Source organism: Streptococcus cristatus, from assembly GCF_019685515.1.
Taxonomy (GTDB): domain Bacteria; phylum Bacillota; class Bacilli; order Lactobacillales; family Streptococcaceae; genus Streptococcus.
Genome location: NZ_JABFFN010000002.1, coordinates 1 through 24,877, shown reverse-complemented (window position 1 = coordinate 24,877; position 24,877 = coordinate 1). Strand labels below are relative to the sequence as shown.

General features: G+C 41.0%; 18 protein-coding genes and 1 CRISPR repeat array. Of the genes, 12 read left to right on the top strand and 6 right to left on the bottom strand.

Features of this window, described 5'->3' with window-relative positions; genetic code table 11:
* The first annotated feature begins 103 nt into the window (after window positions 1-103).
* From pbp1b to FOA33_RS08600, 6 genes are all read left to right on the top strand, one after another.
* Window positions 104-2,584 (top strand): penicillin-binding protein PBP1B, encoded by a 2,481-nt coding sequence (pbp1b, locus tag FOA33_RS08625; protein WP_221161315.1) that lies wholly within the window; start codon window positions 104-106, stop codon window positions 2,582-2,584.
* A gap of 77 nt (window positions 2,585-2,661) precedes the next feature.
* On the top strand, window positions 2,662-3,573 hold the full coding sequence (locus FOA33_RS08620; RefSeq protein ID WP_221161314.1) for a DMT family transporter: 912 nt from the start codon (window positions 2,662-2,664) through the stop codon (window positions 3,571-3,573).
* Between the two features lie 84 nt (window positions 3,574-3,657).
* Entirely contained in the window at window positions 3,658-4,356 is a 699-nt protein-coding gene (dapD, locus tag FOA33_RS08615; RefSeq protein WP_221161313.1) for a 2,3,4,5-tetrahydropyridine-2,6-dicarboxylate N-acetyltransferase, read from the top strand.
* Window positions 4,357-4,425: 69 nt separating this feature from the next.
* Window positions 4,426-5,556: an N-acetyldiaminopimelate deacetylase gene (locus FOA33_RS08610; RefSeq protein WP_221161312.1), complete on the top strand. Its 1,131-nt coding sequence runs from the start codon at window positions 4,426-4,428 to the stop codon at window positions 5,554-5,556.
* An 11-nt stretch (window positions 5,557-5,567) separates the two neighbouring features.
* Complete coding sequence (locus FOA33_RS08605; protein ID WP_221161311.1) at window positions 5,568-6,107, top strand: 5-formyltetrahydrofolate cyclo-ligase; 540 nt, start codon at window positions 5,568-5,570, stop codon at window positions 6,105-6,107.
* Entirely contained in the window at window positions 6,091-6,771 is a 681-nt protein-coding gene (locus FOA33_RS08600; protein ID WP_221161310.1) for a rhomboid family intramembrane serine protease, read from the top strand. Before FOA33_RS08605 ends, FOA33_RS08600 begins: the two co-directional genes overlap by 17 nt.
* A gap of 41 nt (window positions 6,772-6,812) precedes the next feature.
* Window positions 6,813-8,235: a CRISPR direct-repeat array (repeat unit 36 nt; unit sequence GTTTTGGAACCATTCGAAACAACACAGCTCTAAAAC).
* A 90-nt stretch (window positions 8,236-8,325) separates the two neighbouring features.
* Here FOA33_RS08600 and csn2 read toward each other — a convergent pair.
* The 6 genes from csn2 to FOA33_RS08570 all read right to left on the bottom strand — a co-directional run bounded on the left by csn2 (window position 8,326) and on the right by FOA33_RS08570 (window position 16,757).
* Window positions 8,326-8,988: a type II-A CRISPR-associated protein Csn2 gene (gene csn2, locus FOA33_RS08595; RefSeq protein ID WP_221161309.1), complete on the bottom strand. Its 663-nt coding sequence runs from the start codon at window positions 8,986-8,988 to the stop codon at window positions 8,326-8,328.
* A complete protein-coding gene (gene cas2 / locus FOA33_RS08590) occupies window positions 8,978-9,322 on the bottom strand; it encodes a CRISPR-associated endonuclease Cas2 (protein WP_002876413.1) in 345 nt (114 codons plus the stop codon). The genes csn2 and cas2 overlap by 11 nt, the downstream gene beginning before the upstream one ends.
* Window positions 9,319-10,185 (bottom strand): type II CRISPR-associated endonuclease Cas1, encoded by an 867-nt coding sequence (cas1, locus tag FOA33_RS08585; RefSeq protein ID WP_084852995.1) that lies wholly within the window; start codon window positions 10,183-10,185, stop codon window positions 9,319-9,321. Before cas1 ends, cas2 begins: the two co-directional genes overlap by 4 nt.
* A complete protein-coding gene (gene cas9 / locus FOA33_RS08580) occupies window positions 10,185-14,447 on the bottom strand; it encodes a type II CRISPR RNA-guided endonuclease Cas9 (RefSeq protein WP_221161308.1) in 4,263 nt (1,420 codons plus the stop codon). The genes cas1 and cas9 overlap by 1 nt, the downstream gene beginning before the upstream one ends.
* A 371-nt stretch (window positions 14,448-14,818) precedes the next feature.
* Window positions 14,819-15,718 carry a UTP--glucose-1-phosphate uridylyltransferase GalU gene (gene galU / locus FOA33_RS08575; RefSeq protein WP_221161307.1) on the bottom strand — a complete coding sequence of 300 codons (900 nt, stop codon included), beginning with the start codon at window positions 15,716-15,718 and terminating at the stop codon, window positions 14,819-14,821.
* A 22-nt stretch (window positions 15,719-15,740) separates the two neighbouring features.
* On the bottom strand, window positions 15,741-16,757 hold the full coding sequence (locus FOA33_RS08570) for an NAD(P)H-dependent glycerol-3-phosphate dehydrogenase (protein ID WP_221161306.1): 1,017 nt from the start codon (window positions 16,755-16,757) through the stop codon (window positions 15,741-15,743).
* Window positions 16,758-16,963: 206 nt separating this feature from the next.
* On the opposite strand from FOA33_RS08570, the gene FOA33_RS08565 reads away from it, so the two are divergent.
* From FOA33_RS08565 to FOA33_RS08540, 6 genes are all read left to right on the top strand, one after another.
* A complete protein-coding gene (locus FOA33_RS08565) occupies window positions 16,964-18,670 on the top strand; it encodes an ABC transporter ATP-binding protein (RefSeq protein WP_221161305.1) in 1,707 nt (568 codons plus the stop codon).
* A 1-nt stretch (window position 18,671) separates the two neighbouring features.
* Complete coding sequence (locus FOA33_RS08560) at window positions 18,672-20,438, top strand: ABC transporter ATP-binding protein (RefSeq protein WP_221161304.1); 1,767 nt, start codon at window positions 18,672-18,674, stop codon at window positions 20,436-20,438.
* A gap of 139 nt (window positions 20,439-20,577) precedes the next feature.
* Window positions 20,578-21,267 (top strand): gamma-glutamyl-gamma-aminobutyrate hydrolase family protein, encoded by a 690-nt coding sequence (locus FOA33_RS08555; RefSeq protein WP_221161303.1) that lies wholly within the window; start codon window positions 20,578-20,580, stop codon window positions 21,265-21,267.
* A 168-nt stretch (window positions 21,268-21,435) separates the two neighbouring features.
* Window positions 21,436-22,785, top strand: a complete 1,350-nt coding sequence (locus tag FOA33_RS08550; protein ID WP_221161302.1) for a glucose-6-phosphate isomerase — start codon at window positions 21,436-21,438, stop codon at window positions 22,783-22,785.
* Between the two features lie 127 nt (window positions 22,786-22,912).
* Window positions 22,913-24,373, top strand: a complete 1,461-nt coding sequence (gltX, locus tag FOA33_RS08545) for a glutamate--tRNA ligase (RefSeq protein ID WP_221161301.1) — start codon at window positions 22,913-22,915, stop codon at window positions 24,371-24,373.
* Between the two features lie 12 nt (window positions 24,374-24,385).
* A complete protein-coding gene (locus FOA33_RS08540; protein WP_221161300.1) occupies window positions 24,386-24,820 on the top strand; it encodes a cytidine deaminase family protein in 435 nt (144 codons plus the stop codon).
* Window positions 24,821-24,877: the final 57 nt, after the last annotated feature.

Genomic DNA, 24,877 nt, shown 5'->3' with positions numbered 1-24,877 from the left:
TTGTATCACAAACTCGGACAATAGCCTAGTAGAATAGGGAAGAAAGTGGCTATTTTATTGAAAGTTTCCCTTTTATGGTATAATAGAGAAAGCGAGGACATTCATGAAAGAAAGAATTAATGAATTAAAAACAAAAATGCTGCATTTTTTCCAGCAGCTAACTGCTAAATGGAAACAAAGACAAGCAGATAAGAAAATCGATAAAAAGGGGACCTCTTCTGATAAAGTTAGAAGGGCAGGATCTAATTTTGCTAAGGTTTTGAGTGGGTTTAAAATAGTCTTTAACACTCTCTTTATCCTAGGTTTTATCGGTGGACTGTTTGGTGCTGGGGTGGCTATGGGTTATGGAGTTGCCCTATTTGACAAGGCCCAAGTCCCTCAAGCAGAAGAGTTGGTCAAGCAAGTGAAGGATATTGCCTCTATCTCAGAAATCACTTATTCTGACGGCAGTACCATTGCCTCGATCGAGGGCGATTTGTTGCGCACTTCAGTCGCTTCAGATGCTATCTCAGACAACCTTAAGAAGGCTATCATTGCGACAGAGGACGAGAATTTCAACGAGCACAAGGGAGTCGTGCCTAAGGCCGTTATTCGTGCGACCTTGGGAACTTTTGTCGGTCTGGGGTCATCCAGTGGTGGTTCGACCTTGACTCAGCAGGTTATCAAGCAGCAAGTGGTGGGGGATGCTCCCACTCTAGCTCGTAAGGCTAAAGAAATCATTGATGCTCTAGCTTTAGAGCGAGCTATGGGTAAGGATGAGATTTTAACAACCTACCTTAACATTGCTCCTTTTGGCCGCAATCATAAAGGCCAAAATATTGCAGGTGCCCAACAGGCTGCAGAAGGGATCTTTGGGGTTAAGGCTTCGGATTTAACGGTCCCTCAAGCAGCCTTTATCGCAGGTTTGCCACAGAGCCCAATTAGTTACTCTCCTTATGAATCTGACGGTAGTATGAAGAGCGAGGAGGATTTGGCTCTGGGGGTCAAACGGGCTAGAGATGTTCTCTATAATATGTACCGGACAGGGGCTCTAAGTCAGGAAGATTACGATAAGTACAAAGATTATGACTTTAAGAAAGACTTCTTACCATCTGGTAGTGTCAGTGGTACTTCGCGTGACTATCTCTACTTCGCAACCTTGGCAGAAGCTACTGATCGGATGTATGACTATCTGATTCAGAGAGATAATGTTTCTGTACAAGAGCAAAAGAATGAATCCATCCAGAAAGCTTATCGTGATTTAGCGACTAAGGAAATTGAAAATGGTGGGTATAAGATTACGACGACTATCAATAAAAATATTCATGCTGCGATGCAAAATGCAGTGGCGACCTACGGCTATCTGCTAGATGATTCGACAGGACAGCCTGAGGTGGGGAATGTCCTCATGGACAACCAAACGGGAGCTATTCTTGGATTTGTCGGTGGTCGCAATTATCAAAAAAATCAGAATAACCACGCTATCGACACAAAACGTTCTCCTGCTTCGACTACTAAGCCGATATTGGCTTACAGTATTGCCATCGACCAAGGTCTGATGGGAAGTGCAAGTATCTTATCAAACTATCCGACCAACTTTTCAAACGGCAATCCTATCATGTATGTCAATAGTCCTGGTACAGGGATGATGACGTTAGGGGAGGCCCTTAACTACTCATGGAATATTCCAGCCTACTGGACTTATCGTACACTCCGAGAGAAGGGTGTTGATGTTAAAGGCTATATGGAAAAAATGGGTTACGAAATCCCAGAATATGGTATTGAGAGTTTACCGATGGGTGGAGGAATTGACGTTACAGTTGCTCAGCATACTAACGGATATCAGACTCTGGCCAACAACGGAGTTTACCATAAGAAACATATGATTGCGAAGATCGAGTCAACAGATGGTCGAGTGGTCTATGAACATAAGGATAAACCTGTCCAAGTTTATTCGAAAGCGACAGCGACCATCATGCAAAGCTTGCTTCGCGATGTTATCTCATCTCGGATTACCTCAAGTTTCCAGACAGACTTGGCTACCATCAATCCCAGCCTCGCTAGCGCCGACTGGATTGGAAAAACTGGTACAACCAATGAAGACGAGAATATGTGGCTTATGCTTTCTACGCCTCGCTTGACCTTGGGTGGCTGGCTAGGTCACGATGACAACCGCCCACTAGCCAAAGGGGCGGGCCACTACCGCAATGCCAACTATATGGCCCACTTGGTTAATGCTATTCAACAAGCAAAACCTGGCATTTGGGGGAATGAGCGCTTTAATCTTGACTCAAGTGTGACCAAGTCACAAGTTCTCAAGTCGACAGGGGAGAAACCGGGCAAGGTTTCAATTAATGGCAAAGAAGTTAACGTTTCCGGTTCTACCGTAACAAGTTACTGGGCTACTAAAGAAGGGGCGCCAGTAACCACCTACCGCTTCGCTATTGGAGGAAGCGATGCAGATTATCAGAATGCTTGGAAGAATATTCTAGGAAGCATTCCTGCAGTAACTCCTCCAAGCTCAAGTAGCAGTTCGGGAACAACAAGTTCGAGTGGAAATACTCAGAGTGGCTCTTCAGGACGTTCACGTCTATTTAATCGTTAAGATAGAGTAGCAGCAAGGTTAGTAATTTCTCCTTGTTGCTACTTTTTTCTTTGTTAGTTTCGTGTTACAATAGGAGTATGAATCATTATCAGAAAAAGATTGTTAAGGGAACACTATATTCGCTACTCTCAGGCCTAATCTGGGGAATCTGTGGGATTTTAGGAGAGTATTTTTTCACTCATTATCCAGTGTCTTCTGGATGGATTACTTCTATGCGTTTACTGGTAGCGGGAGGGTTGGTTTTAGGCTTATCGGCCTTTCAGTTGCGCACTCGATTATTGGACATCTGGCGTGATAAGAAAAATTATCTACCTTTTTTAGCCTATGCTATTCTAGGTATTTTTTCTGTGCAGTTTTTCTTCTATCTCTGCGTTGAGTATTCCAATGCGACGACGGCAACCATTTTGCAATTTATCAGCCCCGTTTTTATTTTGTTTTACAATCGCCTCGTTTACCAGAAGAAGGCTTCGATTACAGCAGTTTTCTATGTTTTGATTGCCATGCTAGGTGTTTTTTTGATGGCTACAAAAGGGGACTTGTCCCAGTTATCCATGACACCTTTGGCTCTAGTAACAGGTTTGCTCAGTGCAGTAGGGGTCATGTTTAATGTTATCCTTCCCCAGCGTTTTGCACGGCGCTACGGTTTCGTTCCGACTGTTGGTTGGGGGATGATTCTGGCAGGGCTCTTTAGTAATTTCCTTTATCCTATTTATCAGATAAGTTTTCAAGTGGATTTGGTAAGTGTGCTGATTTGTCTGACGATTGCCGTGTTTGGCACCGCTTTTGCCTTTTTCCTATCTATGAAGGCTGTGTCCCTCGTTTCCCCGCTGGTTGTATCGGTGGTGAGTGCTAGCGAACCGCTTTCTTCAGCTTTATTAAGTGTTCTTTTTTGGGGATTGGTCATGGATGGTTTTTTGGCCTTGGCTATGGTGTTGATTATCGTTCCGATGATTTTCTTATCTGTAGAAGAAGCAAAACAAGCCCAGTAAAGATGATTATTTGATAGTTGAGGCTTCAAATTTGAAGCCTTTTTTGGTAGAATAGGTATCATTATAACGAACCAGGAGGCGCCTATGACTGCTACAAAAATGAATGCCCAAGAAATCATCCAATTTATCGCCAATGCTGAAAAGAAAACCAGTGTCAAAGTAACCTTTGAGGGAGAACTCGCAACTGCTGTACCAAGCTCTGTTGTCAAACTAGGAAATGTTTTATTCGGAGACTGGAAGGATATCGCTCCGCTTCTTGAAGGTTTGGTAGAAAATCAAGATTATGTTGTCGAGCAAGATGCTCGTAACTCTGCAGTTCCTTTGCTAGATAAACGTGCTATCAACGCTCGTATCGAGCCAGGTGCGATTATCCGTGACCGAGTTGAAATTGGTGACAATGCTGTTATCATGATGGGAGCCGTTATCAATATTGGTGCTGAAATCGGTGCAGGAACCATGATTGATATGGGTGCCATCCTTGGTGGCCGCGCTATCGTTGGAAAAAATAGCCACGTTGGTGCAGGGGCAGTTTTGGCGGGTGTGATTGAGCCAGCTAGTGCTGAACCAGTCCGCGTCGGAGACAATGTTCTTATCGGTGCCAATGCAGTGGTTATTGAAGGAGTCCAAATCGGCGGTGGTTCAGTTGTTGCAGCAGGAGCTATTGTTACCCAAGATGTTCCAGAAAACGTTGTAGTAGCAGGTGTTCCAGCTCGTATCATCAAAGAAATTGATGCCCAAACCCAACAAAAAACAGCGCTTGAGGATGCGCTTCGTACCTTGTAATTGCAAAAGTAAAAAAGAGGCGGAACCCTTTTTCCAGCCTCTTTCTTCTATCAAAAGGAGGATCGATAGATGTTAGATTTAATTCAGACTAGACGAGATTTACACCAGATTCCAGAGATTGGCTTGGAGGAGTTCGAGACTCAGGCTTATTTGCTGGATGTGATTGAGAAATTGATTGAGGGCAAGGACTTTGTTCAAGTTCGTACTTGGCGAACAGGAATTTTGGTATATTTGCAGGGAAGTCAGCCGGAGCGGACCATTGGTTGGCGGACAGATATTGATGGCCTGCCTATCGTCGAACAAACAGGCCTGCCTTTTGCTTCTCAACACCAAGGTCGCATGCATGCTTGTGGCCATGATTTTCATATGACCATTGCCTTGGGCTGTCTTGAGCGCTCCCTTGAGGAGCAACCCAAGAATAATCTGCTCTTCCTATTTCAGCCTGCTGAGGAGAATGAAGCCGGTGGTATGCTCATGTATGAGGATGGTGCTTTTGGGGACTGGCTACCAGACCAGTTCTATGGCCTTCATGTTCGTCCAGATTTGAAGGTCGGGCAGATCGCGACCAATACTCATACACTCTTTGCAGGGACTTGTGAGGTGAAGATTCGTTTCAAAGGAAAAGGAGGACACGCAGCTTTTCCGCATGAGGCCAATGACGCCTTGGTGGCTGCTAGTTACTTTGTAACCCAAGTACAGTCAGTTGTCAGCCGCAATGTCAATCCAATCGAGGGAGCAGTGGTGACATTTGGTCTTTTCCAAGCTGGAACAACCAACAATGTCATTACAGACACAGCATTTTTACACGGAACCATTCGCGCCTTGACTCAGGACATGAGCCTATTAGTACAAAAAAGAGTCAAGACAGTAGCAGAAGGTGTTGCAGCAGCCTTTGATATGGAAGTTGAAGTGGAACTCAAGCAAGGAGGCTACCTACCTGTGGAGAACCATCCAGCCTTGGCGCGTGAACTGATGGACTTTTTTGAAGAGAAAGACGGAATCGAGTTGATTGATATCGAGCCTGCTATGACTGGTGAGGACTTTGGCTATCTCCTTTCAAAGGTAAATGGCGTTATGTTTTGGCTGGGTATTGATAGTCCCTACGCCCTTCATCACCCTCAGATGAGTCCTAAGGAAGAAGCCTTAGCCATTGGGGTCGATGCGGTCTCTAGTTTCCTAAAAAAGAAGGCAGCAGAGTAGAGGAATTGTCTATGAAAGCAGAACTACGAAAGCAAGTCTTACACGAAATGAAGGCTTTATCTCAGGAGAAAAAACAGGCTATGAATCGAGCTTTAACCGAGCGTTTCTTACGTCACCCTTTTTACCAAGAAGCCAAGACCATCGCAACCTATCTCTCCTTCCCTCATGAATTTCAAACGCAAGAATTGATCGAGCAGGCGCTGAAGGACGGCAAAAAGGTTCTGATACCCAAAACCTATCCCAAGGGGCGGATGGAGTTTGTGGTATATGATCCGCAGCAGTTGGTAAAAACCTCCTTTGGTTTACTGGAACCGCAAGGAGACTTGGAAGTGGTGGAACCGTCTCAGATTGATTTAATTCATGTTCCGGGCTTGGCTTTTACAACAGAGGGCTATCGGATTGGATACGGCGGAGGCTATTACGACCGTTATTTGGAGAATTTTGCTTGGCATAGCCTGAGTACAATCTATCCTTGTCAAGTTCAGGAGTTTGACTTTGAAAACCATGATATTCCCGTCCAGGAGGTGCTAATAGATGAAAGAAATCTTTGATAAACGTCACCCTGTGACTAGTTTTTTCCTCCTAGTGACTGGCTTTGTATTTTTACTGATGCTGATTACTACGGGTATCAACTTTGATCAGGCAAAAACTCTGTTTCAGTTTGGAGCTATGTATGGACCGATCATTCGCCTGTTCCCTGAGCAGATATGGCGCCTTTTTTCGGCTATATTTGTGCATATCGGTTGGGAGCATTTCATTGTTAATATGATTTCACTTTACTTTCTTGGACGACAGGTGGAGGAGATTTTCGGCTCTAAGCAGTTTTTCTTTCTCTATCTCTTATCAGGAATGATGGGGAATCTCTTTGTTTTTGCTTTCACACCGAAAGTCCTAGCAGCAGGAGCATCCACCTCCCTCTATGGACTATTTGCTACGATTATTGTTTTGCGCTACGCAACTCGCAACCCCTATATCCAGCAGTTAGGGCAATCTTACCTGACGCTTTTCGTGATAAATATCATCGGAAGTGTCCTGATTCCAGGAATCAGCCTAGCAGGGCATATTGGTGGCGCGGTAGGTGGGGCCTTTCTAGCAGTCATCTTTCCAGTCAAATGGGAGAGAAGGATGTATAGTACCAGCCAGCGAATCGGAGCAACCCTACTTTTTGTCACACTAGCCGTTTTCCTTTTCTACAAAGGAATGAGCTATACGTAGGGATGGAATAGTTAAAAAGCTACTCAAAAAATGAGTAGCTTTTTTTGGAACCATTCGAAACAACACAGCTCTAAAACCAAGAGCAGTTGTAGAGAATGAAGAAATTGGTTTTGGAACCATTCGAAACAACACAGCTCTAAAACTGCTAAGAGCTAAAATGGGCGAAGGAGATGGTTTTGGAACCATTCGAAACAACACAGCTCTAAAACATTTTTTAATAGCATCTTCATTAGCTTTCAGTTTTGGAACCATTCGAAACAACACAGCTCTAAAACTTACCTCTTGCGCGGGTTACGATTTTATCTGTTTTGGAACCATTCGAAACAACACAGCTCTAAAACTGTGGGTCAAGATACTTTCTGATAATGCCGGTTTTGGAACCATTCGAAACAACACAGCTCTAAAACTTGATTTTCGTCATTTTTTTAAATCGTATTGTTTTGGAACCATTCGAAACAACACAGCTCTAAAACTAAATCTTACGCCGAAATTATTGAAGAGAAGTTTTGGAACCATTCGAAACAACACAGCTCTAAAACCACCATCCACAAAAAGTTTAAAATCATTGAGTTTTGGAACCATTCGAAACAACACAGCTCTAAAACCTCAATACCGATGCTTGGAACGCCCTGACTGTTTTGGAACCATTCGAAACAACACAGCTCTAAAACATAATACGAGGATCCTCATCGTAAGGTGCAGTTTTGGAACCATTCGAAACAACACAGCTCTAAAACGTATCTGGTGAATATTCCTGGCTGACCAGCGTTTTGGAACCATTCGAAACAACACAGCTCTAAAACAGCAGAAACGGAAAACATCAGCACATAAAAGTTTTGGAACCATTCGAAACAACACAGCTCTAAAACCCTCGTCAATAACAAGAATCGCAAACTCACGTTTTGGAACCATTCGAAACAACACAGCTCTAAAACCAGAATATCTGTTACATCCTTCCCGACAAAGTTTTGGAACCATTCGAAACAACACAGCTCTAAAACACAGCTAACATGGCATTTTCAAGCGTGACTGTTTTGGAACCATTCGAAACAACACAGCTCTAAAACATATCTTTTGCTAAGGCTTCTTGTGTGGTAGTTTTGGAACCATTCGAAACAACACAGCTCTAAAACAATGGACTAATTGTTACCACTAAATAATTTGTTTTGGAACCATTCGAAACAACACAGCTCTAAAACTTGTTTTTGGTTTTCAGAGTTCCTCTGATTGGTTTTGGAACCATTCGAAACAACACAGCTCTAAAACGGCCTTGTTTGAACGATCAACAGCATCGCCGTTTTGGAACCATTCGAAACAACACAGCTCTAAAACGTGACTAGAAGTTCATTGCTTCGAGTTAAAGTTTTGGAACCATTCGAAACAACACAGCTCTAAAACAGCTAGTCCATCTTTAACCCGTATGTCTCCGTTTTGGAACCATTCGAAACAACACAGCTCTAAAACCTCGTAGAAAAATTTTTCTCACGAAATTTCGTAATCGCGCCATTCGTCCCAGCCAGACTTCAGTTCGTCAGGTTCCAATTGTTACCCTTATTATACCATATTTTCAGGGTTCAAGAAATAGTCTTGATCCAGCACATACTGCGGAAAATCAAAGACTTTTCGAGGTTCTACAAATAAGACTCTTAGTTGATTGAGTTGGATATACTCTATCAGATTTACTAACTCATCCTTTGATAGATAGGCGGTCGCATTGATGAAAACAAGGAGTTTCTTTTTGGAAAGATATTTAAAAACTTGAACAATTTCTAGCATCTTTTCAAAAGGTGTATCACTTAGAGTTTCAACTTTGACCCCTAGCGCATCGATTAACTCCAGAATGGTGATTTCGTCGTATTCTAAGTCCAATTCGTTTTCCAAGCACTCAAATGCCAGTAATTCTGTAATCGTAGCTACCAGCTTTTCAATCATGGACTTCACTTCTGGCTTGTCATTGAGCTGATTTTCAAGATCCGCATGTATCAACTTGAGCATGGCAGGTGAGTTGAGATTGTATCCTAAGACATCCGTTATCACTAGTAACTCGGACTCTTTCAGTGCTTTTAGATTTCTATCAAACAACTTCAACTCCCCATCATCAGTATATTGGTAGAACTGCTTGACAATGGTTGAAAAGGTAAACTGGTCTTCCAACACTAAAAAAGTTGCATTTTCAATGGTTAATGGTTCATCCAATAGCGGGAAATTAATCTTCATCTCGAGGCTCCTCTCCTAGAAAGACCAAGCGTGCGTCGGAGTTTGCTACGCTGGTATTTCGCTCGCCGTTTAAGTAAATCATGCGAGAAAACTGCTTTTCTGTAACGGTTAAGAGGGTAATATTGCCTTTTTTAGGATTATGAGTTTTAAGGCGTTCAATCATGGCGTTATTAGCAGAGTTGTTGAGCAAGAGCTTGCTATAGATGGAGAATTGGTGCATGATAAATCCCTCGTCTATGAGGAACTTCCGAAATTTTCGATAGGCCTTACGTTCCTCTACGGTATCAACTGGCATATCAAACATTAAAATCATACGCATATATCGATAACTCATATCCTAAACTCAGGAACTCCTTTCTCGGGTTGATTGAGAGCTTGGATGACTTTCTTAGTATAGTCGCTGACGATATTGGACAGGTACATATCTTTACCATTGTAGTGGAAGGTATCTGAGAAAATAGTGAAAAGTTCTCGTTTGATTTTGACAAAAGAACTGTTTCGATTTTCATAGACGATTCTGTCAATAATCGGACGAAAAGGTTCCATAATATCACTGGCGAGGTTGAATTGATTAAACTGGTTGGCATGTTTCAAGCCAAACTGGGTCATACAACCAGACAAGACAATCTCACGCGCAAACATACTCAAAATTAAGGTGTAACCGTAGTCTAAGGCAGCATTGACATCATTATCTTGTTCACGGCTAAAATCATTTCCAAACAAGGTGTTAAAATAAATCCGAGCTGCGTGCCCTTCGCGGTTACTAGGATCAAACAAATCCAGCCCATGATAGAGATCAATGACGGACTGGCTCTTTTCCAGAAAACCACAACTCCCCAGATAAAAAGCTTGATTGAGAATTTTTTGTGCAATAATGGTGGTCCAAACTTGTGCTTTAGCTTCCTCGCTCCAAGTAATTTGGCGAGAGAGTTGTAAACTGGAATCGTGCCGACCGTAGTAAGGCATTAAGTATGCCGTTGGCAAGCGTTTATCATCACAAAAGATGACCAGAATATTTTCATCCACCAAGCGTTTAATCAACATAGTGGAGAGAACGATATCCGTCGTCTCCAAAAGTAGGATGTCCACCTCGGACAGGTGAATCAACTCTGTCCGAGAAGCATCTTTAAAAATCAAGTGATTGTTCTTGTAAGAGAGCTTAGAGTGTGTATTGACAACAACGGTTCTCCATCCCATTAGTCTTCTCCTAGTTTGCTCAAGTCAATCCGAGTCTCGTAGAGACCAGTGATGGATTGGTGGATGAGGGTGGCATCAAGCATTTTTCTATCCGGCTTTGGACGCATTCTTGGTACTGTGTATTTATCATTAAAGAAATTAATGATATCTTTTGGAGCACCACTCTTTACAAAACTAAACATTTTTATAAAATTATCATAATAATAACGAATTGTCTCCTCGTTATTGTCAATTTGTTTGATCGGTCTTTCATTATATCCATTAATGAGAGTTTGCAATGACTTAGTTTCACCTAACATTTTTTGTGAATAATTTGATAAACGATCCGCAATATTATCAAACTCATTCTGATGAGTCTGTATAAAATTTTGGCTTTCCTTTATTGCACTTTCAGATTTTAAATCCATCAAATTTGATTTAGTCAAAAGTCGTCTCATATGGAAAAACAATTCATTCTGAGTTTTTGTTAATTTAAATTGGGTAGCTTTATGAAGGTTTGACTTGCTTTCAAATAGCATCCTTGTTCCATCAATTTTCTGCATTAGTGAATATTTTGGAACTTTATAGAAAGCTAGAACACGATTTATATTATTCTTCTTAAGAAAACCATTTTCTGAGGTATCATTTAAGAATTGAAATGGATCATTATTAAATTTTTTATAATCTATGATAAAAATGTCATGGAATTCTTTTACAGTCTCTATCTTACATTTCTTTTCATTAAATCGCTCTGCAATTATGATAATAGATAAGGCAGAATTCATTGGCCCATAACCTCCATATATGGAAGTATCTAAAGATGAAACTTTTGTTTTTAGTGGATATCGATTATTGGCAGCGATTTGTTTATTAAATTTTCCGACAGGATTTTGATTATAAAATGCTCCTTTTTTAATCATTGTACGTTTGACAAAGTTGACTTGAGAGTTGTAGATGATATCTTTTATGATTGGCAAATCCCTATTACAATCCCAAATGTTTTTACTAACTTTAGAATCTGGATTATTAAAGAATCTCATGATATTAGAATAGAGATGCTTTCTTATCGTTGCTTTATTCTCTTCATGTCGATTAAAGTGAGCATGGTGGCCATATATCAACTCAGGAGCTAATTTTGGATAGGCTTTAAGAAGAGTTTGTCCTACAACAACAGCTAGATAAGCATCATGAGCATGGTGATAATCATTCAACTCACGTATTTTTGCAATATGAAAGGTATTTCTAAAATTGGTAATTAGTTGAGATTTTAAAGTAATGATTTTGGTGTCTAAAAAACGATTATCTAGTATGCGAGCAACGTGTTTTATAATTTGTCGTGTTTCGACTAATTGACGTTCAATAAAGCCAGCTTTCATGCTCTCGGTCAGAACACCATCAGGAGTTCGTTCGCTAGTAGTTAATCTTTGATATTTCGTTTGAGAAATTAACTTGGCATTATATAATTTCTCCCAGAAAGGTTTCATATTAGCAACCGTCTTTTTGTCTGGTATATTATTCAACTTTCGTTGATTGTTTTCCCTATGCGTTAATACTTTATTATCAATCGAATCAATTGGTAAAAAACTATAGGGGATAATATGATCGACTTCGTATTGATCAAGCTGGTCTCGGTATAAGGGGGTAGGGCTTCCGGTTTTATCTAGGGAATACATGTCCTTTCCATTTTGAAGATAATATAAATATAATTTCTCAGATTGTAGTTGTTCATCTGAATGAGGAACTTTCCCATTTTCTAATACACTATTTTCAATATTTTTTAGTGCAGATTCTAATTTAGTTCTACGAGTTTTTGCCTTTTTTTGCCCCTCTTCGGTGGTCATATTTTCACGAGCCATTTCAATAACGATATTTTGGGGTGGATATCCTATAATTTGAACCAGTTCATCAACAATTTTAATACTATTTAAAATTCCTCGTTTGATAGCTGGACTACCAGCCAATTTTTTAATTTCGTCAAATACATCATCTTCAACAGTTGATTTAGATTGAATGGATTTGATAGCAGAATCAAAGGATAAAGTGCTGTCAGATATGAGCTGAGATAAATTACGATTTTCATCATCGTTTCGAAGGAACTGCATTAAATTAAAACCTGTATCCTCGTCGCGAATGTCTAATAATAACTTAGCTGAATAACGTCCCCAGCCAGTATAGCGTAATTTTGAGAGTTGATTAATTCTCTCTTCATTTAAAAATTCAAGATGTCCAAAATATTTTGTAAGGTAGTTTTTAATAGATTTTTTATCATCAAAAACAGTAATAACTTTGACAATCTCTTCTAACTCTTTTTGATAGATTTCAGAATCGAGTAGCTCCTCTGAAAAAATAGTTTTTAAATCATTATATGTTTTTAAAGTCGAATTAAGGGATTTGCCTTTTTCAATTCCTGAAACAATCTCAACCGCTTGTAAATTTGTGTAATTCTCCAAGTAATCAAGGAGCATTGCAGAACTAACACGTTTACTATTCGTTTTAAATAAGTTATTGATTATTTCTTGTCGGAGTTCAGAATCGAAAAAGTGAGTTTTACCATATTTGTCTTTATACTTGACCCGAGTTAATTCATTTTGGAGCATGACTTCTTCATAGATCAAACTACGTTTTGGTAAAACTTTTTCATTTAAGAGAATAATATCATTTCCTATTAGATTGGTGATGAATGCATCTCTAGTTTCATCCATATTTATAAGTTTATGATAGTTCCAAGGACGTATTTTACCATTTCTAGTATCTTCATCGTTATCATCTAAAATATCTTGGCTAATCGTTCGTTTAATCCAAGCAAATCTACTATTATTTCCTTTTGACAGAGGACCAACATAATAAGGGATTTTAAATGTCAAGATAGATAGTAATTTATCTTTGTTTTCTAGTAGAAAAGGATAATCTCTTCCTTGCCTTTCTATAATTTTTTCTAGTTCATAAGTGTGAATTTGATTAGGAACAGCTCCATTATCAGTTGTACGGAGTTTTCTTAAAAAGGTTCCGTCTGATATTTTATTAAGAAAATATTCTGCCCCTTCAATACCAGTGATTTTCCCACTAATATAGTCATAAAAATTTTGTTGTATTGTTTTTTGTTTTTGTGGATTAGTTAATACCATCTTATTAGATATGTATCCAACATATCCCTTTGTTTCTTTATCTACATCAAATCCATTTGGTGTTTTTCTGCCAAAGATCTCTAAGTAATCTTGTTCAGATAGATTTTGTTTAACAAAAGATTTGAAACGTTGCAAATCTTTACGGTGTTCCTCGTATCGCTCGGCCATAGTAGCAGAAAAGCGAGCATGAGTTGTTCCAGTGTATGTTAGCATACCAGATAGAAGTATAGTATCGCGTAAAACTTTTAGTTTAGCAAATACATCGGAAAAATCTTCTTCTAATGAGCCAAGAAAGTTTTCTAGATTTTCATCATAGCTTTCTTTGGAGAAATTAAGATCTGGTTCTTCTTCTAATTCAAAACAATCTTTAAATTTCGTTTTTAAACCAAATAATAGCTGTAATAGTTGTTTGAAAATACTTTTGTCTTTTTTAAGAAGCTCTTGTTGAAAATAGGGTAGTATTTTTTTAACTTTTTCTTGTCTGTTATCACTGGATTTAAATATAGCTGCTATGGTTTTAGATTCTTCAGAGACTTCCAAATCGAAAACTTCTTGACAAGATTCAATGAAATCAATCCAAGAGTTTTGCATATTGATATTATTAGGATTAATCTTATCTAACGTTAAAAAATGTCCTCTATACTTTAAAATATGTGATAAGGCCATGTAAACTTCACGAATATCGGCTACGGGAGAGCTTTTATCTGCATCAGCTAAGTGTTTTCGTAAATGATAAATCGTAGGATATTTCTTGTGATAGGCAGTCTCTAGTTCTTTATCACCAAAAAATGGCTGTTTTATCTGTATATCCTCACTTTTATCACCAAGCACTCTAAAACTTTCATCTAATCTACGATAAAAATTTTTATCGACTTTTTCAATCTCTTTTTGAAAAATATCTCTTAAATAAGCAATTCTATGATTTCTTCTATCAATTCTCCGGCGATTAACACGAAATACCCGAGTTCCTTGAGCTGATTGAGCGGGTACAAAGGTGGTAGATCCGATTAAATTCTTTTTTATTTTTTCTTTTTCTGTATTACCTAAAACTTTAAATCTAAAAGCAGGTACTCGATAATCTTCAGTTACAACGGCATAACCGACGGATGATACACCTATATCTAAGCCGATTGAATAATTCTTATTAAATTTTGCCATAAAACTGCTCCTTGTCTTGATTTTCGATTTTATTTTTTGTATAATATCTGTGTTGGAACTATTCGAGACAACACAGCCAAAAGATTTTTCTTTTGAGTTAAAATATGGTTATCCATAATCAATTATGCGCACCGATTCGGTGCTTTTTATTTTATTATACTAACTCATTGTACTCCTATTTTTATAAAAAAACAAATAATATAGTAGCGCTTTCATAAAATTCGAGATCAATTCGATGGAGCTTGTAAGTGGGTTAACTGAGAAATACGATTTCCTTTTGTTGGTTTATATGTTCGGGATGATAGTAATACAAAATAAAAAGAACTGGGATAATTAACTATCCTAGTTCTTTTTTTATGTGAACTGTTCTTCTATTTCCCCTCAGCTAACTCTTTTCCGAGTTGGATGAGGTAGTCTTTCAAGTCGTTTTTGACTTGTGGGTGTTTGAGAGCATAGTCGATGGAGGTTTTCATAAAGCCAAACTTATCTCCGACATCGTAACGAGCCCCCTTGAACTCACGAGCAAATACACGTTGTGTTTTATTGAGGGTATCGATTGCATCTGTCAGCTGAATTTCATTTCCTGCACCTGGAGCTTGGTTTTCGAGGATTTGGAAAATTTCAGGCGTGAGGAGGTAGCGTCCGATGATAGCAAGGTCGCTAGGAGCATCCTCTGGCGCTGGTTTTTCAACGAAGGTTTCAACGCTGTAAAGACCGTCTTTTCCTTCGCCTTGTGGAGCAATAACCCCGTAAGCAGATACTTCGTCATGAGGGACTGGCATAACAGCGATAGTAGACGCGTGGGTACGCTCGTAGTCATCCATGAGTTGTTTGGTGAGCGGAACAGCTTTTTCGTTGGTGATATCCATCAAGTCATCACCAAGCATAACGATAAAGGGTTCATTTCCAACGAAAGCCTTGGCTTGCAAAACGGCATCGCCGAGACCACGTGGATGCGTTTGGCGGATAAAATGTAGGCGCATGCCAGTTGTTTCATCAACTAGCTTTAAAAGATCTGTTTTCCCTTTTTCTTTGAGGTTGTATTCCAATTCGAAGTTTGAGTCGAAGTGGTCCTCAATGGAACGTTTTGACTTACCAGTAACAACCAAAATGTCTTCGATACCAGATTTGAGAGCTTCTTCAACGATAAACTGGATAGTTGGCTTGTCTACGATTGGCAACATTTCCTTGGCCAAGGCCTTAGTTGCTGGGAGGAAACGAGTTCCCAATCCAGCGGCAGGGATGACTGCTTTTCTGACTTTTTGTTTCATAAATGTTCCTTTCTATAAAGGTCTATGACCATTCGTTTTCTGCTTTAAATTCATTGCTCATAATGTCAGTGATTGCTTCTTTGATATTGACACCTTCGTAGATAACTCGGTAAATAGCCTGTGTGATTGGCATGTAGACACCCAATTCCTGAGCCAGTTCGTAAGCTGCTCGAGTCGTTGAGATTCCTTCGATGACCATGCCCATGTTTGCTTCGATGTCTGCGAGGGATTCTCCACGGCCAAGAGCATTACCGGCCCTCCAGTTACGAGAGTGGACAGATGTTCCCGTTACAATCAAATCCCCAACTCCAGAAAGACCGCTATAAGTTAGAGGATTGGCCCCAAGAGCGACTCCTAGACGGGTGATTTCTGCCAAGCCACGGGCAATGATAGCCGCCTTGGCATTGTCGCCAAACCCTAGACCATGTAGTGCGCCAGCGCCAACTGCGATGATGTTTTTGAGAGCACCAGCGGTTTCAACCCCGATAACATCCGTATTAGTATAGAGGCGGAAGTAGTGATTACTAAAGAGATTTTGGACGTACTGAGCAGTTTCGAGGTCTTTAGAGGCTGCAGTGATCAAGGTAATATCCCGTACAATAGTTTCCTCAGCATGGCTTGGTCCTGAAACAACGACGACTTCACTACGAAGGTCAGCTGGGATTTCCTCTTCAAGAATGGTTGATAGACGTTTGTGGCTATCTGGTTCCAATCCTTTGGAGGCATGCATGATGATAACCTTGTGATCGAGCACCTTTGCTACTTGTTGGGCAACCAGTCTCGTTACTTTTGTTGGGACCACAAATAAAACAGCATCCACATCCTTTAGTGTTTCTTCCAAGTCATGATAGGCTTTGATCTTTTCGTCGAGTAGGATATCTTTGAAATAGCGTTTGTTTGTATGTTGGTTATTGATTTCATCGATCTGGTCAGAAATATTTCCCCAAATTCGAACCTCGTGTCCATTGTCGTTTAGGACCTGCGAAAGGGCGGTCCCCCAAGAACCAGGACCCAAGACAGCGATGGTTTGTTTCTTCATCTTTTCCTCCTTGTAAGAGTTCTTCCTTTCATTTTACCATAAAAAGCCTTTTCATGCATCACCTGTATATGAAAGCGCACTAATTTATAATAAGGAGACTTCTTTGACAAGATTCCTCTTTTTTGCTAGAATAGCATCAATATGAACGAATGAGAAGGAACTGACGCAGGATGTCGCTCCCTTTATCTATTTTATCAGGAGGAAATATGCTCATTAAAAAAATAAAAACCTATAAATGGCAGGCCTTGGCATCCCTAGTGATGACAGGCTTGATGGTTGCGAGTTCACTCTTGCAACCGCGCTATTTGCAAGAGGTGTTAGAGGCTTTGTTGGCCGGTCAACATGAGGCGATTTATAGTATTGGCGCTTGGCTGATAGGAGTAGCCCTAGTCGGTCTGGTTGCAGGTGGGGTCAATGTAACGCTTGCAGCCTATATTGCTCAAGGAGTGTCTTCGGACCTTCGGGAAGACGCTTTTCGCAAGATCCAGACTTTTTCTTATGCCAATATCGAGCAGTTTAATGCCGGCAACCTTGTCGTCCGTATGACCAATGATATCAACCAAATTCAGAATGTGGTGATGATGGCTTTTCAAATCCTCTTCCGTCTCCCTCTTCTCTTTATCGGTTCCTTTATCTTGGCGGTTCACACTCTTCCGTCGCTTTGGTGGGTGATTGTCCTCATGGTGCTCCTAATCTTTGCACTAACAGCCATCATGATGGGGATGATGGGGCCACGATTTGCTAAGTTTCAAACCCTTCTTGAACGGATCAATGCTATCGCCAAAGAAAATCTACGTGGTGTGCGCGTAGTCAAATCCTTTGTGCAGGAAAAAGCACAATTTGACAAATTTACCGAGGTTTCAGATGAACTTCTCGGCCAAAATCTTTATATCGGTTATGCCTTCTCAGTTATAGAACCCGTTATGATGCTAGTCGGCTATGGAGCGGTCTTCCTCTCTATCTGGTTGGTGGCTGGAATGGCTCAGTCAGATCCATCTGTTGTGGGCTCTATTGCTTCCTTTATCAACTATCTCAGCCAGATTATCTTTACTATTATCATGGTTGGTTTTTTAGGAAATTCTGTCAGCCGTGCCATGATTTCCTTGCGTCGTATCCGAGAGATTCTAGATACTGAGCCAGCGATGACCTTTAAAGATCTCCCAGATGAGGAGTTAGAAGGAAGTCTCTCTTTTGAAAATGTGACCTTTACCTATCCCAATGATGATGAGCCTACGCTGAAGAATGTAACCTTTGATATTGCGCCTGGTCAGATGATCGGTGTGGTTGGGGCGACTGGAGCAGGGAAATCCACCCTAGCTCAGTTAATTCCACGACTGTTTGATCCACAGGAGGGATCTATCAAGATTGGTGGCAAGGATATTCGAGACGTCAGCGAGGGAACCTTGCGTAAAACAGTTTCCATCGTCTTGCAACGTGCTATTCTCTTTAGCGGAACCATTGCAGATAATCTTCGTCAAGGAAAAGGAAATGCCAGCGTGTCAGAAATGGAACGTGCAGCACGGATTGCTCAAGCCAGCGAATTTATCGGACGCATGGAAAACAAATTTGAGAGTCAGGTCGAAGAACGTGGCACCAACTTTTCTGGTGGACAAAAGCAACGGATGTCCATTGCCCGTGGGATTGTCAGCAATCCCCGTATCCTGATTTTTGACGATTCAACTTCGGCATTGGATGCTAAGTCAGAAAGACTCGTACAGGAAGCTTTGAATAAAGACCTGAAAGGGACGACAACCATTATCATCGCTCAAAAGATCAGTTCAGTCGTCCATGCAGATAAGATTTTGGTCTTGGACCAAGGACGATTGATTGGTCAAGGAACACATGCAGACTTGGTAGCTAACAACGCCATCTACCGAGAAATCTACGAAACACAAAAGGGAAAGGAGGAATAAAATGAAAACAGTGCGATTTTTCTGGAATTACTTTAAAGTTTACAAGCTCTCCTTTGTCATTGTGATTCTGATGGTTGCAGTTGCGACAATTGCCCAAGCCCTCTTTCCAGTTTTTTCAGGTCAAGCAGTGACGGAGCTCGCTAACCTAGTTTTAGCTTATCAAAATGGAACTTCCGAACTAGCCTGGCAGAGTTTATCAGCTCTGATGCTGAATCTAGCTCTAGTTGTCCTCGCCTTAGTGGTATCCAGTTTGATTTACATGACCTTGATGACTCGTGTGATTGCCGAGTCGACAAATGAGATGCGTAAGGGCCTTTTTGGTAAACTTTCCCGTTTGACGGTTTCTTTCTTTGACCGCCATCAGGATGGCGATATCCTTTCTCGATTCACGAGTGACTTGGACAACATCCTTCAAGCCTTCAATGAAAGCTTAGTTCAGGTCATGAGCAATATTGCTCTTTACATCGGTTTGATTTTTGTCATGTTTTCAAGAAATGTGACGCTCGCCCTGATAACAGTAGCCAGCACCCCAGTGGCCTTTCTCATGCTGGTCTTTATCGTGAAGATGGCCCGCAAGTACACCAATCTCCAGCAAAAAGAGGTTGGGAAACTCAACGCCTACATGGATGAGAGTATTTCTGGACAGAAAGCTGTTATCGTACAAGGAATTCAAGACGACATCGTAGCAGGCTTTGTGGAGCAAAATGAGCGCGTGCGCAAGGCAACCTTTAAAGGGAGAATGTTCTCAGGCATCCTCTTTCCAGTCATGAATGGGATGAGTTTGGTCAATACGGCCATCGTCATTTTTGCAGGTTCTGCGGTCCTGCTGAACGATCCAAGTATCGAAACAACGACAGCCCTAGGTTTGATTGTCATGTTTACCCAATTTTCTCAGCAGTACTACCAGCCGATTATCCAGGTGGCTGCGAGTTGGGGGAGTCTCCAGTTAGCCTTTACTGGGGCGGATCGTATCCAAGAAATGTTCGATGCAGAAGAAGAGATTCGCCCGCAAAATGCACCAGCCTTTACGGAATTACGAGAAGGCGTTGAAATCAGTCACATTGATTTCTCTTATGTGCCAGACAAGCCGATTTTAAAAGATGTCAGCATTTCAGCTCCTAAGGGGCAGATGGTAGCAGTTGTCGGCCCGACTGGTTCAGGGAAGACGACCATCATGAACCTCATCAATCGTTTCTACGATGTAGATGCAGGTAGCATTTCCTTTGATGGAAAAGACATCCGTGACTATGACTTGGACAGCCTGCGGAGCAAGGTTGGTATTGTCTTGCAGGATTCGGTCTTGTTTAGTGGAACGATTCGGGATAATATCCGCTTTGGTGTGCCAGATGCCAGTCAGGAAATGGTCGAAGCAGCTGCAAAGGCAACTCATATTCATGACTACATCGAAAGCTTGCCTGACAAGTATGATACCCTTATTGATGATGAGCAAAATATCTTCTCGACTGGTCAGAAACAATTGATTTCCATCGCTCGGACCTTGATGACAGATCCTCAAGTCCTAATCTTAGATGAAGCGACTTCCAATGTCGATACCGTAACAGAAAGCAAGATTCAACATGCCATGGAGGCGGTTGTAGCAGGTCGAACCAGTTTTGTCATTGCCCATCGTCTCAAGACCATCCTCAATGCCGATCAGATTATTGTCCTCAAAGATGGAGAGGTCATTGAACGTGGAAATCATCACGAGTTGCTCAAACTCGGCGGTTTCTACTCAGAACTCTATCACAATCAATTTGTCTTCGAATAAAAAAGAAGTTGTCCTCATTGGGCAGCTTTTTCTTGACTATAAAAAATACTTATCACGGTCTTTTAAAAAACATATTAGACAGGAAAGGATTGGAGTGATAAGATAAGACTGTCGCAAGAAAATCGAAGGGAGACACATCATGGCTAGAACGGTTGTAGGAGTTGCTGCAAATCTATGTCCTGTAGATGCAGAAGGGAAAAACATTCATTCATCTGTATCTTGTAAATTTGCAGAGAGCATTCGTCAGGTCGGCGGTCTCCCCTTGGTTATTCCTGTTGGTGATGAGTCCGTTGTTCGCGATTATGTGGAAATGATCGACAAACTGATCTTGACAGGTGGGCAAAATGTCCATCCTCAGTTTTATGGAGAGAAAAAAACTATCGAGAGCGATGATTACAACCTTGCTCGTGATGAATTTGAATTGGCACTCTTGAGAGAAGCACTCCATCAGAATAAACCAATTATGGCAATCTGTCGTGGGGTTCAGCTGGTCAATGTTGCTTTTGGCGGCACTCTTCACCAAGAAATTGAAGGTCACTGGCAAGGCCTGCCTTTTGGGATATCTCATTCTATTGAGACAGTAGAAGGAAGCGTGGTGGCTAAGTTGTTTGGAAAAGAAAGTCAGGTCAACTCAGTCCATCGTCAAAGTATTAAAGATCTGGCGCCTAATTTCCGTGTGACAGCTATTGATCCAAGAGACCAGACCATCGAAGCAATTGAGTCTATCGATGAGCACCGTATCATCGGTTTGCAGTGGCATCCAGAGTTTCTGGTTAATGAAGAAGACGGCAATTTAGAACTATTTGAGTATTTATTAAATGAATTGTAACGGTTAGAGACTCTAGCCGTTTTTATTCGTCCCTTCAGATTTTTTGTATTTTAGCATTTTTACGCAAACGTTTGAATTCTGATAAAAATTGGGCAAATTCAATAAAAAAGCTTGAAAAAATCGAAGGTAAGCGTTATGATAGAAAAGAAGAAATATTGGAGGAATATCATGTCACATATTAAATTTGATTATTCAAAAGTTTTGGACAAATTTGTTGCCCCACATGAAGTGGAATACATGCAATCACAAGTAACAGCAGCAGACGAATTGATCCGCAAAGGAACTGGTGCTGGTAGCGACTTTTTGGGTTGGTTGGACCTTCCTGAAAATTACGACCGCGAAGAATTTGGCCGCATCTTGAAAGCTGCTGAGCAAATCAAGTCAGATAGCGATGTCTTGGTTGTTATCGGTATCGGTGGATCTTACCTTGGTGCCAAAGCAGCTATCGACTTCTTGAACCATCACTTTGCAAACTTACAAACAAAAGAAGAACGCAAAGCACCACAAATCCTTTACGCTGGAAACTCAATCTCATCTACTTACCTTGCTGACTTGGTAGAGTATGTTGCAGACAAAGACTTCTCAGTAAACGTGATTTCTAAATCAGGTACAACAACTGAACCAGCGATCGCTTTCCGTGTCTTCAAAGAACTTTTGGTTAAGAAATACGGACAAGAAGAAGCCAACAAACGTATCTATGCAACAACTGACCGCCAAAAAGGTGCTGTTAAGGTTGAAGCAGATGCCAACGGTTGGGAAACATTTGTTGTTCCAGATGACATTGGTGGACGCTTCTCAGTCTTGACAGCAGTTGGTTTGCTTCCAATCGCTGCATCAGGTGCAGACATCAAAGCCCTTATGGAAGGTGCGAATGCAGCTCGTAAAGACTACACTTCAGACAAGATTGCTGAAAATGAAGCTTACCAATACGCAGCAGTTCGTAACATCCTTTACCGCAAAGGCTACGCTACTGAAATCTTGGTAAACTACGAGCCATCACTTCAATACTTCTCAGAATGGTGGAAACAATTGGCTGGTGAGTCAGAAGGGAAAGACCAAAAAGGTATTTACCCAACTTCAGCAAACTTCTCAACTGACTTGCACTCATTGGGTCAATTTATCCAAGAAGGAACTCGTATCATGTTTGAAACAGTTGTCCGTGTGGACAAACCGCGCAAGAATGTGATTATCCCTACTTTGAAAGAAGACCTTGATGGACTTGGTTACCTTCAAGGAAAAGACGTTGACTTTGTAAACAAAAAAGCAACTGACGGTGTTCTTCTTGCCCATACAGACGGTGATGTACCAAACATGTACGTTACTCTTCCTGAGCAAGATGCCTTCACTCTTGGCTACACTATCTACTTCTTCGAATTGGCAATCGCCCTTTCAGGTTACTTGAATGCTATCAACCCATTTGACCAACCAGGTGTTGAAGCCTACAAACGCAACATGTTTGCCCTTCTTGGAAAACCAGGATTTGAAGAATTGAGCAAAGAGCTTAACGCACGTCTATAATAGAAGAAAAGAGTGGCCTGACCACTCTTTTTACTCTCTTTATTCGTAGACATTGGACTCAGGCGAGACTTGTGATATAATATAGAAAGCAAAAAGGCAGACGCCTAGAGACTTTATAGGAGAAACTATGTCAAAAGATATCCGCGTACGCTACGCACCAAGTCCAACAGGACTACTACACATCGGAAATGCCCGTACAGCATTATTCAACTACCTTTACGCACGCCATCATGGTGGAACTTTTATTATTCGTATCGAAGATACCGACCGTAAACGCCATGTTGAGGATGGTGAACGTTCACAGCTTGAAAATCTTCGTTGGTTAGGCATGGATTGGGATGAAAGCCCAGAAACTCATGAAAACTACCGCCAGTCTGAGCGTTTGGAACTCTATCAAAAATACATCGACCAATTGCTAGCTGAAGGAAAAGCCTACAAATCTTACGTTACAGAAGAAGAGTTGGCAGCTGAACGTGAACGTCAAGAAGCAGCTGGTGAAACACCTCGCTACGTTAATGAATACCTTGGCATGAGCGAAGAAGAAAAAGCAGCTTACGTTGCAGAACGTGAAGCAGCGGGTATCATCCCGACTGTTCGTTTGGCGGTTAATGAGTCTGGTATCTACAAGTGGCATGATATGGTCAAAGGTGATATCGAATTTGAAGGTGCAAATATCGGTGGCGACTGGGTAATCCAAAAGAAAGACGGTTACCCAACTTATAATTTTGCCGTTGTGATCGATGACCACGATATGCAGATTTCTCACGTTATCCGTGGAGATGACCACATTGCCAACACCCCAAAACAGCTTATGGTTTATGAGGCTCTTGGTTGGGAAGCTCCAGAGTTCGGTCACATGACTTTGATCATCAACTCTGAAACGGGTAAAAAATTGTCTAAACGCGACACCAACACCCTTCAATTTATCGAAGACTACCGTAAAAAAGGCTATTTGCCAGAAGCAGTCTTTAACTTTATCGCTCTTCTTGGTTGGAACCCAGGAGGCGAAGATGAAATTTTCTCACGTGAGGAATTGATTAAACTCTTTGATGAAAATCGTCTCAGCAAGTCACCAGCAGCCTTCGATCAGAAGAAACTAGACTGGATGAGCAACGACTACATCAAGAGAGCAGAACTTGCTACTATCTTTGAAATGGCCAAACCATTCCTAGAAAAAGCAGGGCGTTTGACTGACAAGTCTGAAAAAATGGTGGAACTCTACAAACCACAAATGAAGTCAGTGGATGAAATTGTTCCATTGACAGATCTTTTCTTTGCAGATTTCCCAGAGTTGACAGACGCTGAGCGCGAGGTCATGGCAGGAGAAACCGTTCCGGTTGTTCTAGAAGCCTTCAAAGCGAAACTAGAAGCAATGACAGATGAGGAATTTGTGACAGAAAACATCTTCCCACAAATCAAAGCAGTTCAAAAAGAAACAGGTATCAAAGGGAAAAATCTCTTCATGCCGATTCGTATTGCTGTATCAGGTGAAATGCATGGACCAGAATTACCAGACACCATTTTCTTACTCGGACGTGAAAAGTCAATTCAGCATATCGATAATATGCTGAAAGAGATTTCCAAATAAAAAGGACTTCCAATGGATACATGGGAAAAGATGTATGAAGAAGCACGAATCCTATTCAATCCCCATGAAGTTTCTGACTTTGTTTATGCTAATCATGTTGTTGCTGCGGTAGAAGCAGAAGATGGTCAGATCTTCACAGGATTCTGTATGGAGGGCACTTGTGGCGTTTTTCATCTTTGCGCAGAACGAGCGGCTCTCTTCAATATGTATCAATTGTCAGGACAAACTAAAGTTAAGAAAATCCTCGCCTTTCGAGATAAACCTCCCTACGGCGAAGGATCAGGTATGCCCTGTGGCGCATGCAGAGAATTTCTCTTAGAATTGAATGCTGAAAATAAAGAAGCAGAGTTTATGATGGACTACAAAACAAGAAAAACAATCAAAGTTGCCGAGTTGATCCCATACTGGTGGGGAGAGGAACGTGCGACTAATTGGCAAGATAAATAGAAGGAGTCAGTTTTACTGGCTCTTTTCCCTTATTTTTTCAGAATTTCGATAAAGAGG

Bases quoted from the DNA above. Each gene is read 5' to 3' on its own strand.
- pbp1b (WP_221161315.1), top strand. From the start codon at position 104: ATGAAAGAAAGAATTAATGAATTAAAAACAAAAATGCTGCATTTTTTC.
- FOA33_RS08620 (WP_221161314.1), top strand. From the start codon at position 2,662: ATGAATCATTATCAGAAAAAGATTGTTAAGGGAACACTATATTCGCTA.
- dapD (WP_221161313.1), top strand. From the start codon at position 3,658: ATGACTGCTACAAAAATGAATGCCCAAGAAATCATCCAATTTATCGCC.
- FOA33_RS08610 (WP_221161312.1), top strand. From the start codon at position 4,426: ATGTTAGATTTAATTCAGACTAGACGAGATTTACACCAGATTCCAGAG.
- FOA33_RS08605 (WP_221161311.1), top strand. From the start codon at position 5,568: ATGAAAGCAGAACTACGAAAGCAAGTCTTACACGAAATGAAGGCTTTA.
- FOA33_RS08600 (WP_221161310.1), top strand. From the start codon at position 6,091: ATGAAAGAAATCTTTGATAAACGTCACCCTGTGACTAGTTTTTTCCTC.
- csn2 (WP_221161309.1), bottom strand. From the start codon at position 8,988: ATGAAGATTAATTTCCCGCTATTGGATGAACCATTAACCATTGAAAAT.
- cas2 (WP_002876413.1), bottom strand. From the start codon at position 9,322: ATGAGTTATCGATATATGCGTATGATTTTAATGTTTGATATGCCAGTT.
- cas1 (WP_084852995.1), bottom strand. From the start codon at position 10,185: ATGGGATGGAGAACCGTTGTTGTCAATACACACTCTAAGCTCTCTTAC.
- cas9 (WP_221161308.1), bottom strand. From the start codon at position 14,447: ATGGCAAAATTTAATAAGAATTATTCAATCGGCTTAGATATAGGTGTA.
- galU (WP_221161307.1), bottom strand. From the start codon at position 15,718: ATGAAACAAAAAGTCAGAAAAGCAGTCATCCCTGCCGCTGGATTGGGA.
- FOA33_RS08570 (WP_221161306.1), bottom strand. From the start codon at position 16,757: ATGAAGAAACAAACCATCGCTGTCTTGGGTCCTGGTTCTTGGGGGACC.
- FOA33_RS08565 (WP_221161305.1), top strand. From the start codon at position 16,964: ATGCTCATTAAAAAAATAAAAACCTATAAATGGCAGGCCTTGGCATCC.
- FOA33_RS08560 (WP_221161304.1), top strand. From the start codon at position 18,672: ATGAAAACAGTGCGATTTTTCTGGAATTACTTTAAAGTTTACAAGCTC.
- FOA33_RS08555 (WP_221161303.1), top strand. From the start codon at position 20,578: ATGGCTAGAACGGTTGTAGGAGTTGCTGCAAATCTATGTCCTGTAGAT.
- FOA33_RS08550 (WP_221161302.1), top strand. From the start codon at position 21,436: ATGTCACATATTAAATTTGATTATTCAAAAGTTTTGGACAAATTTGTT.
- gltX (WP_221161301.1), top strand. From the start codon at position 22,913: ATGTCAAAAGATATCCGCGTACGCTACGCACCAAGTCCAACAGGACTA.
- FOA33_RS08540 (WP_221161300.1), top strand. From the start codon at position 24,386: ATGGATACATGGGAAAAGATGTATGAAGAAGCACGAATCCTATTCAAT.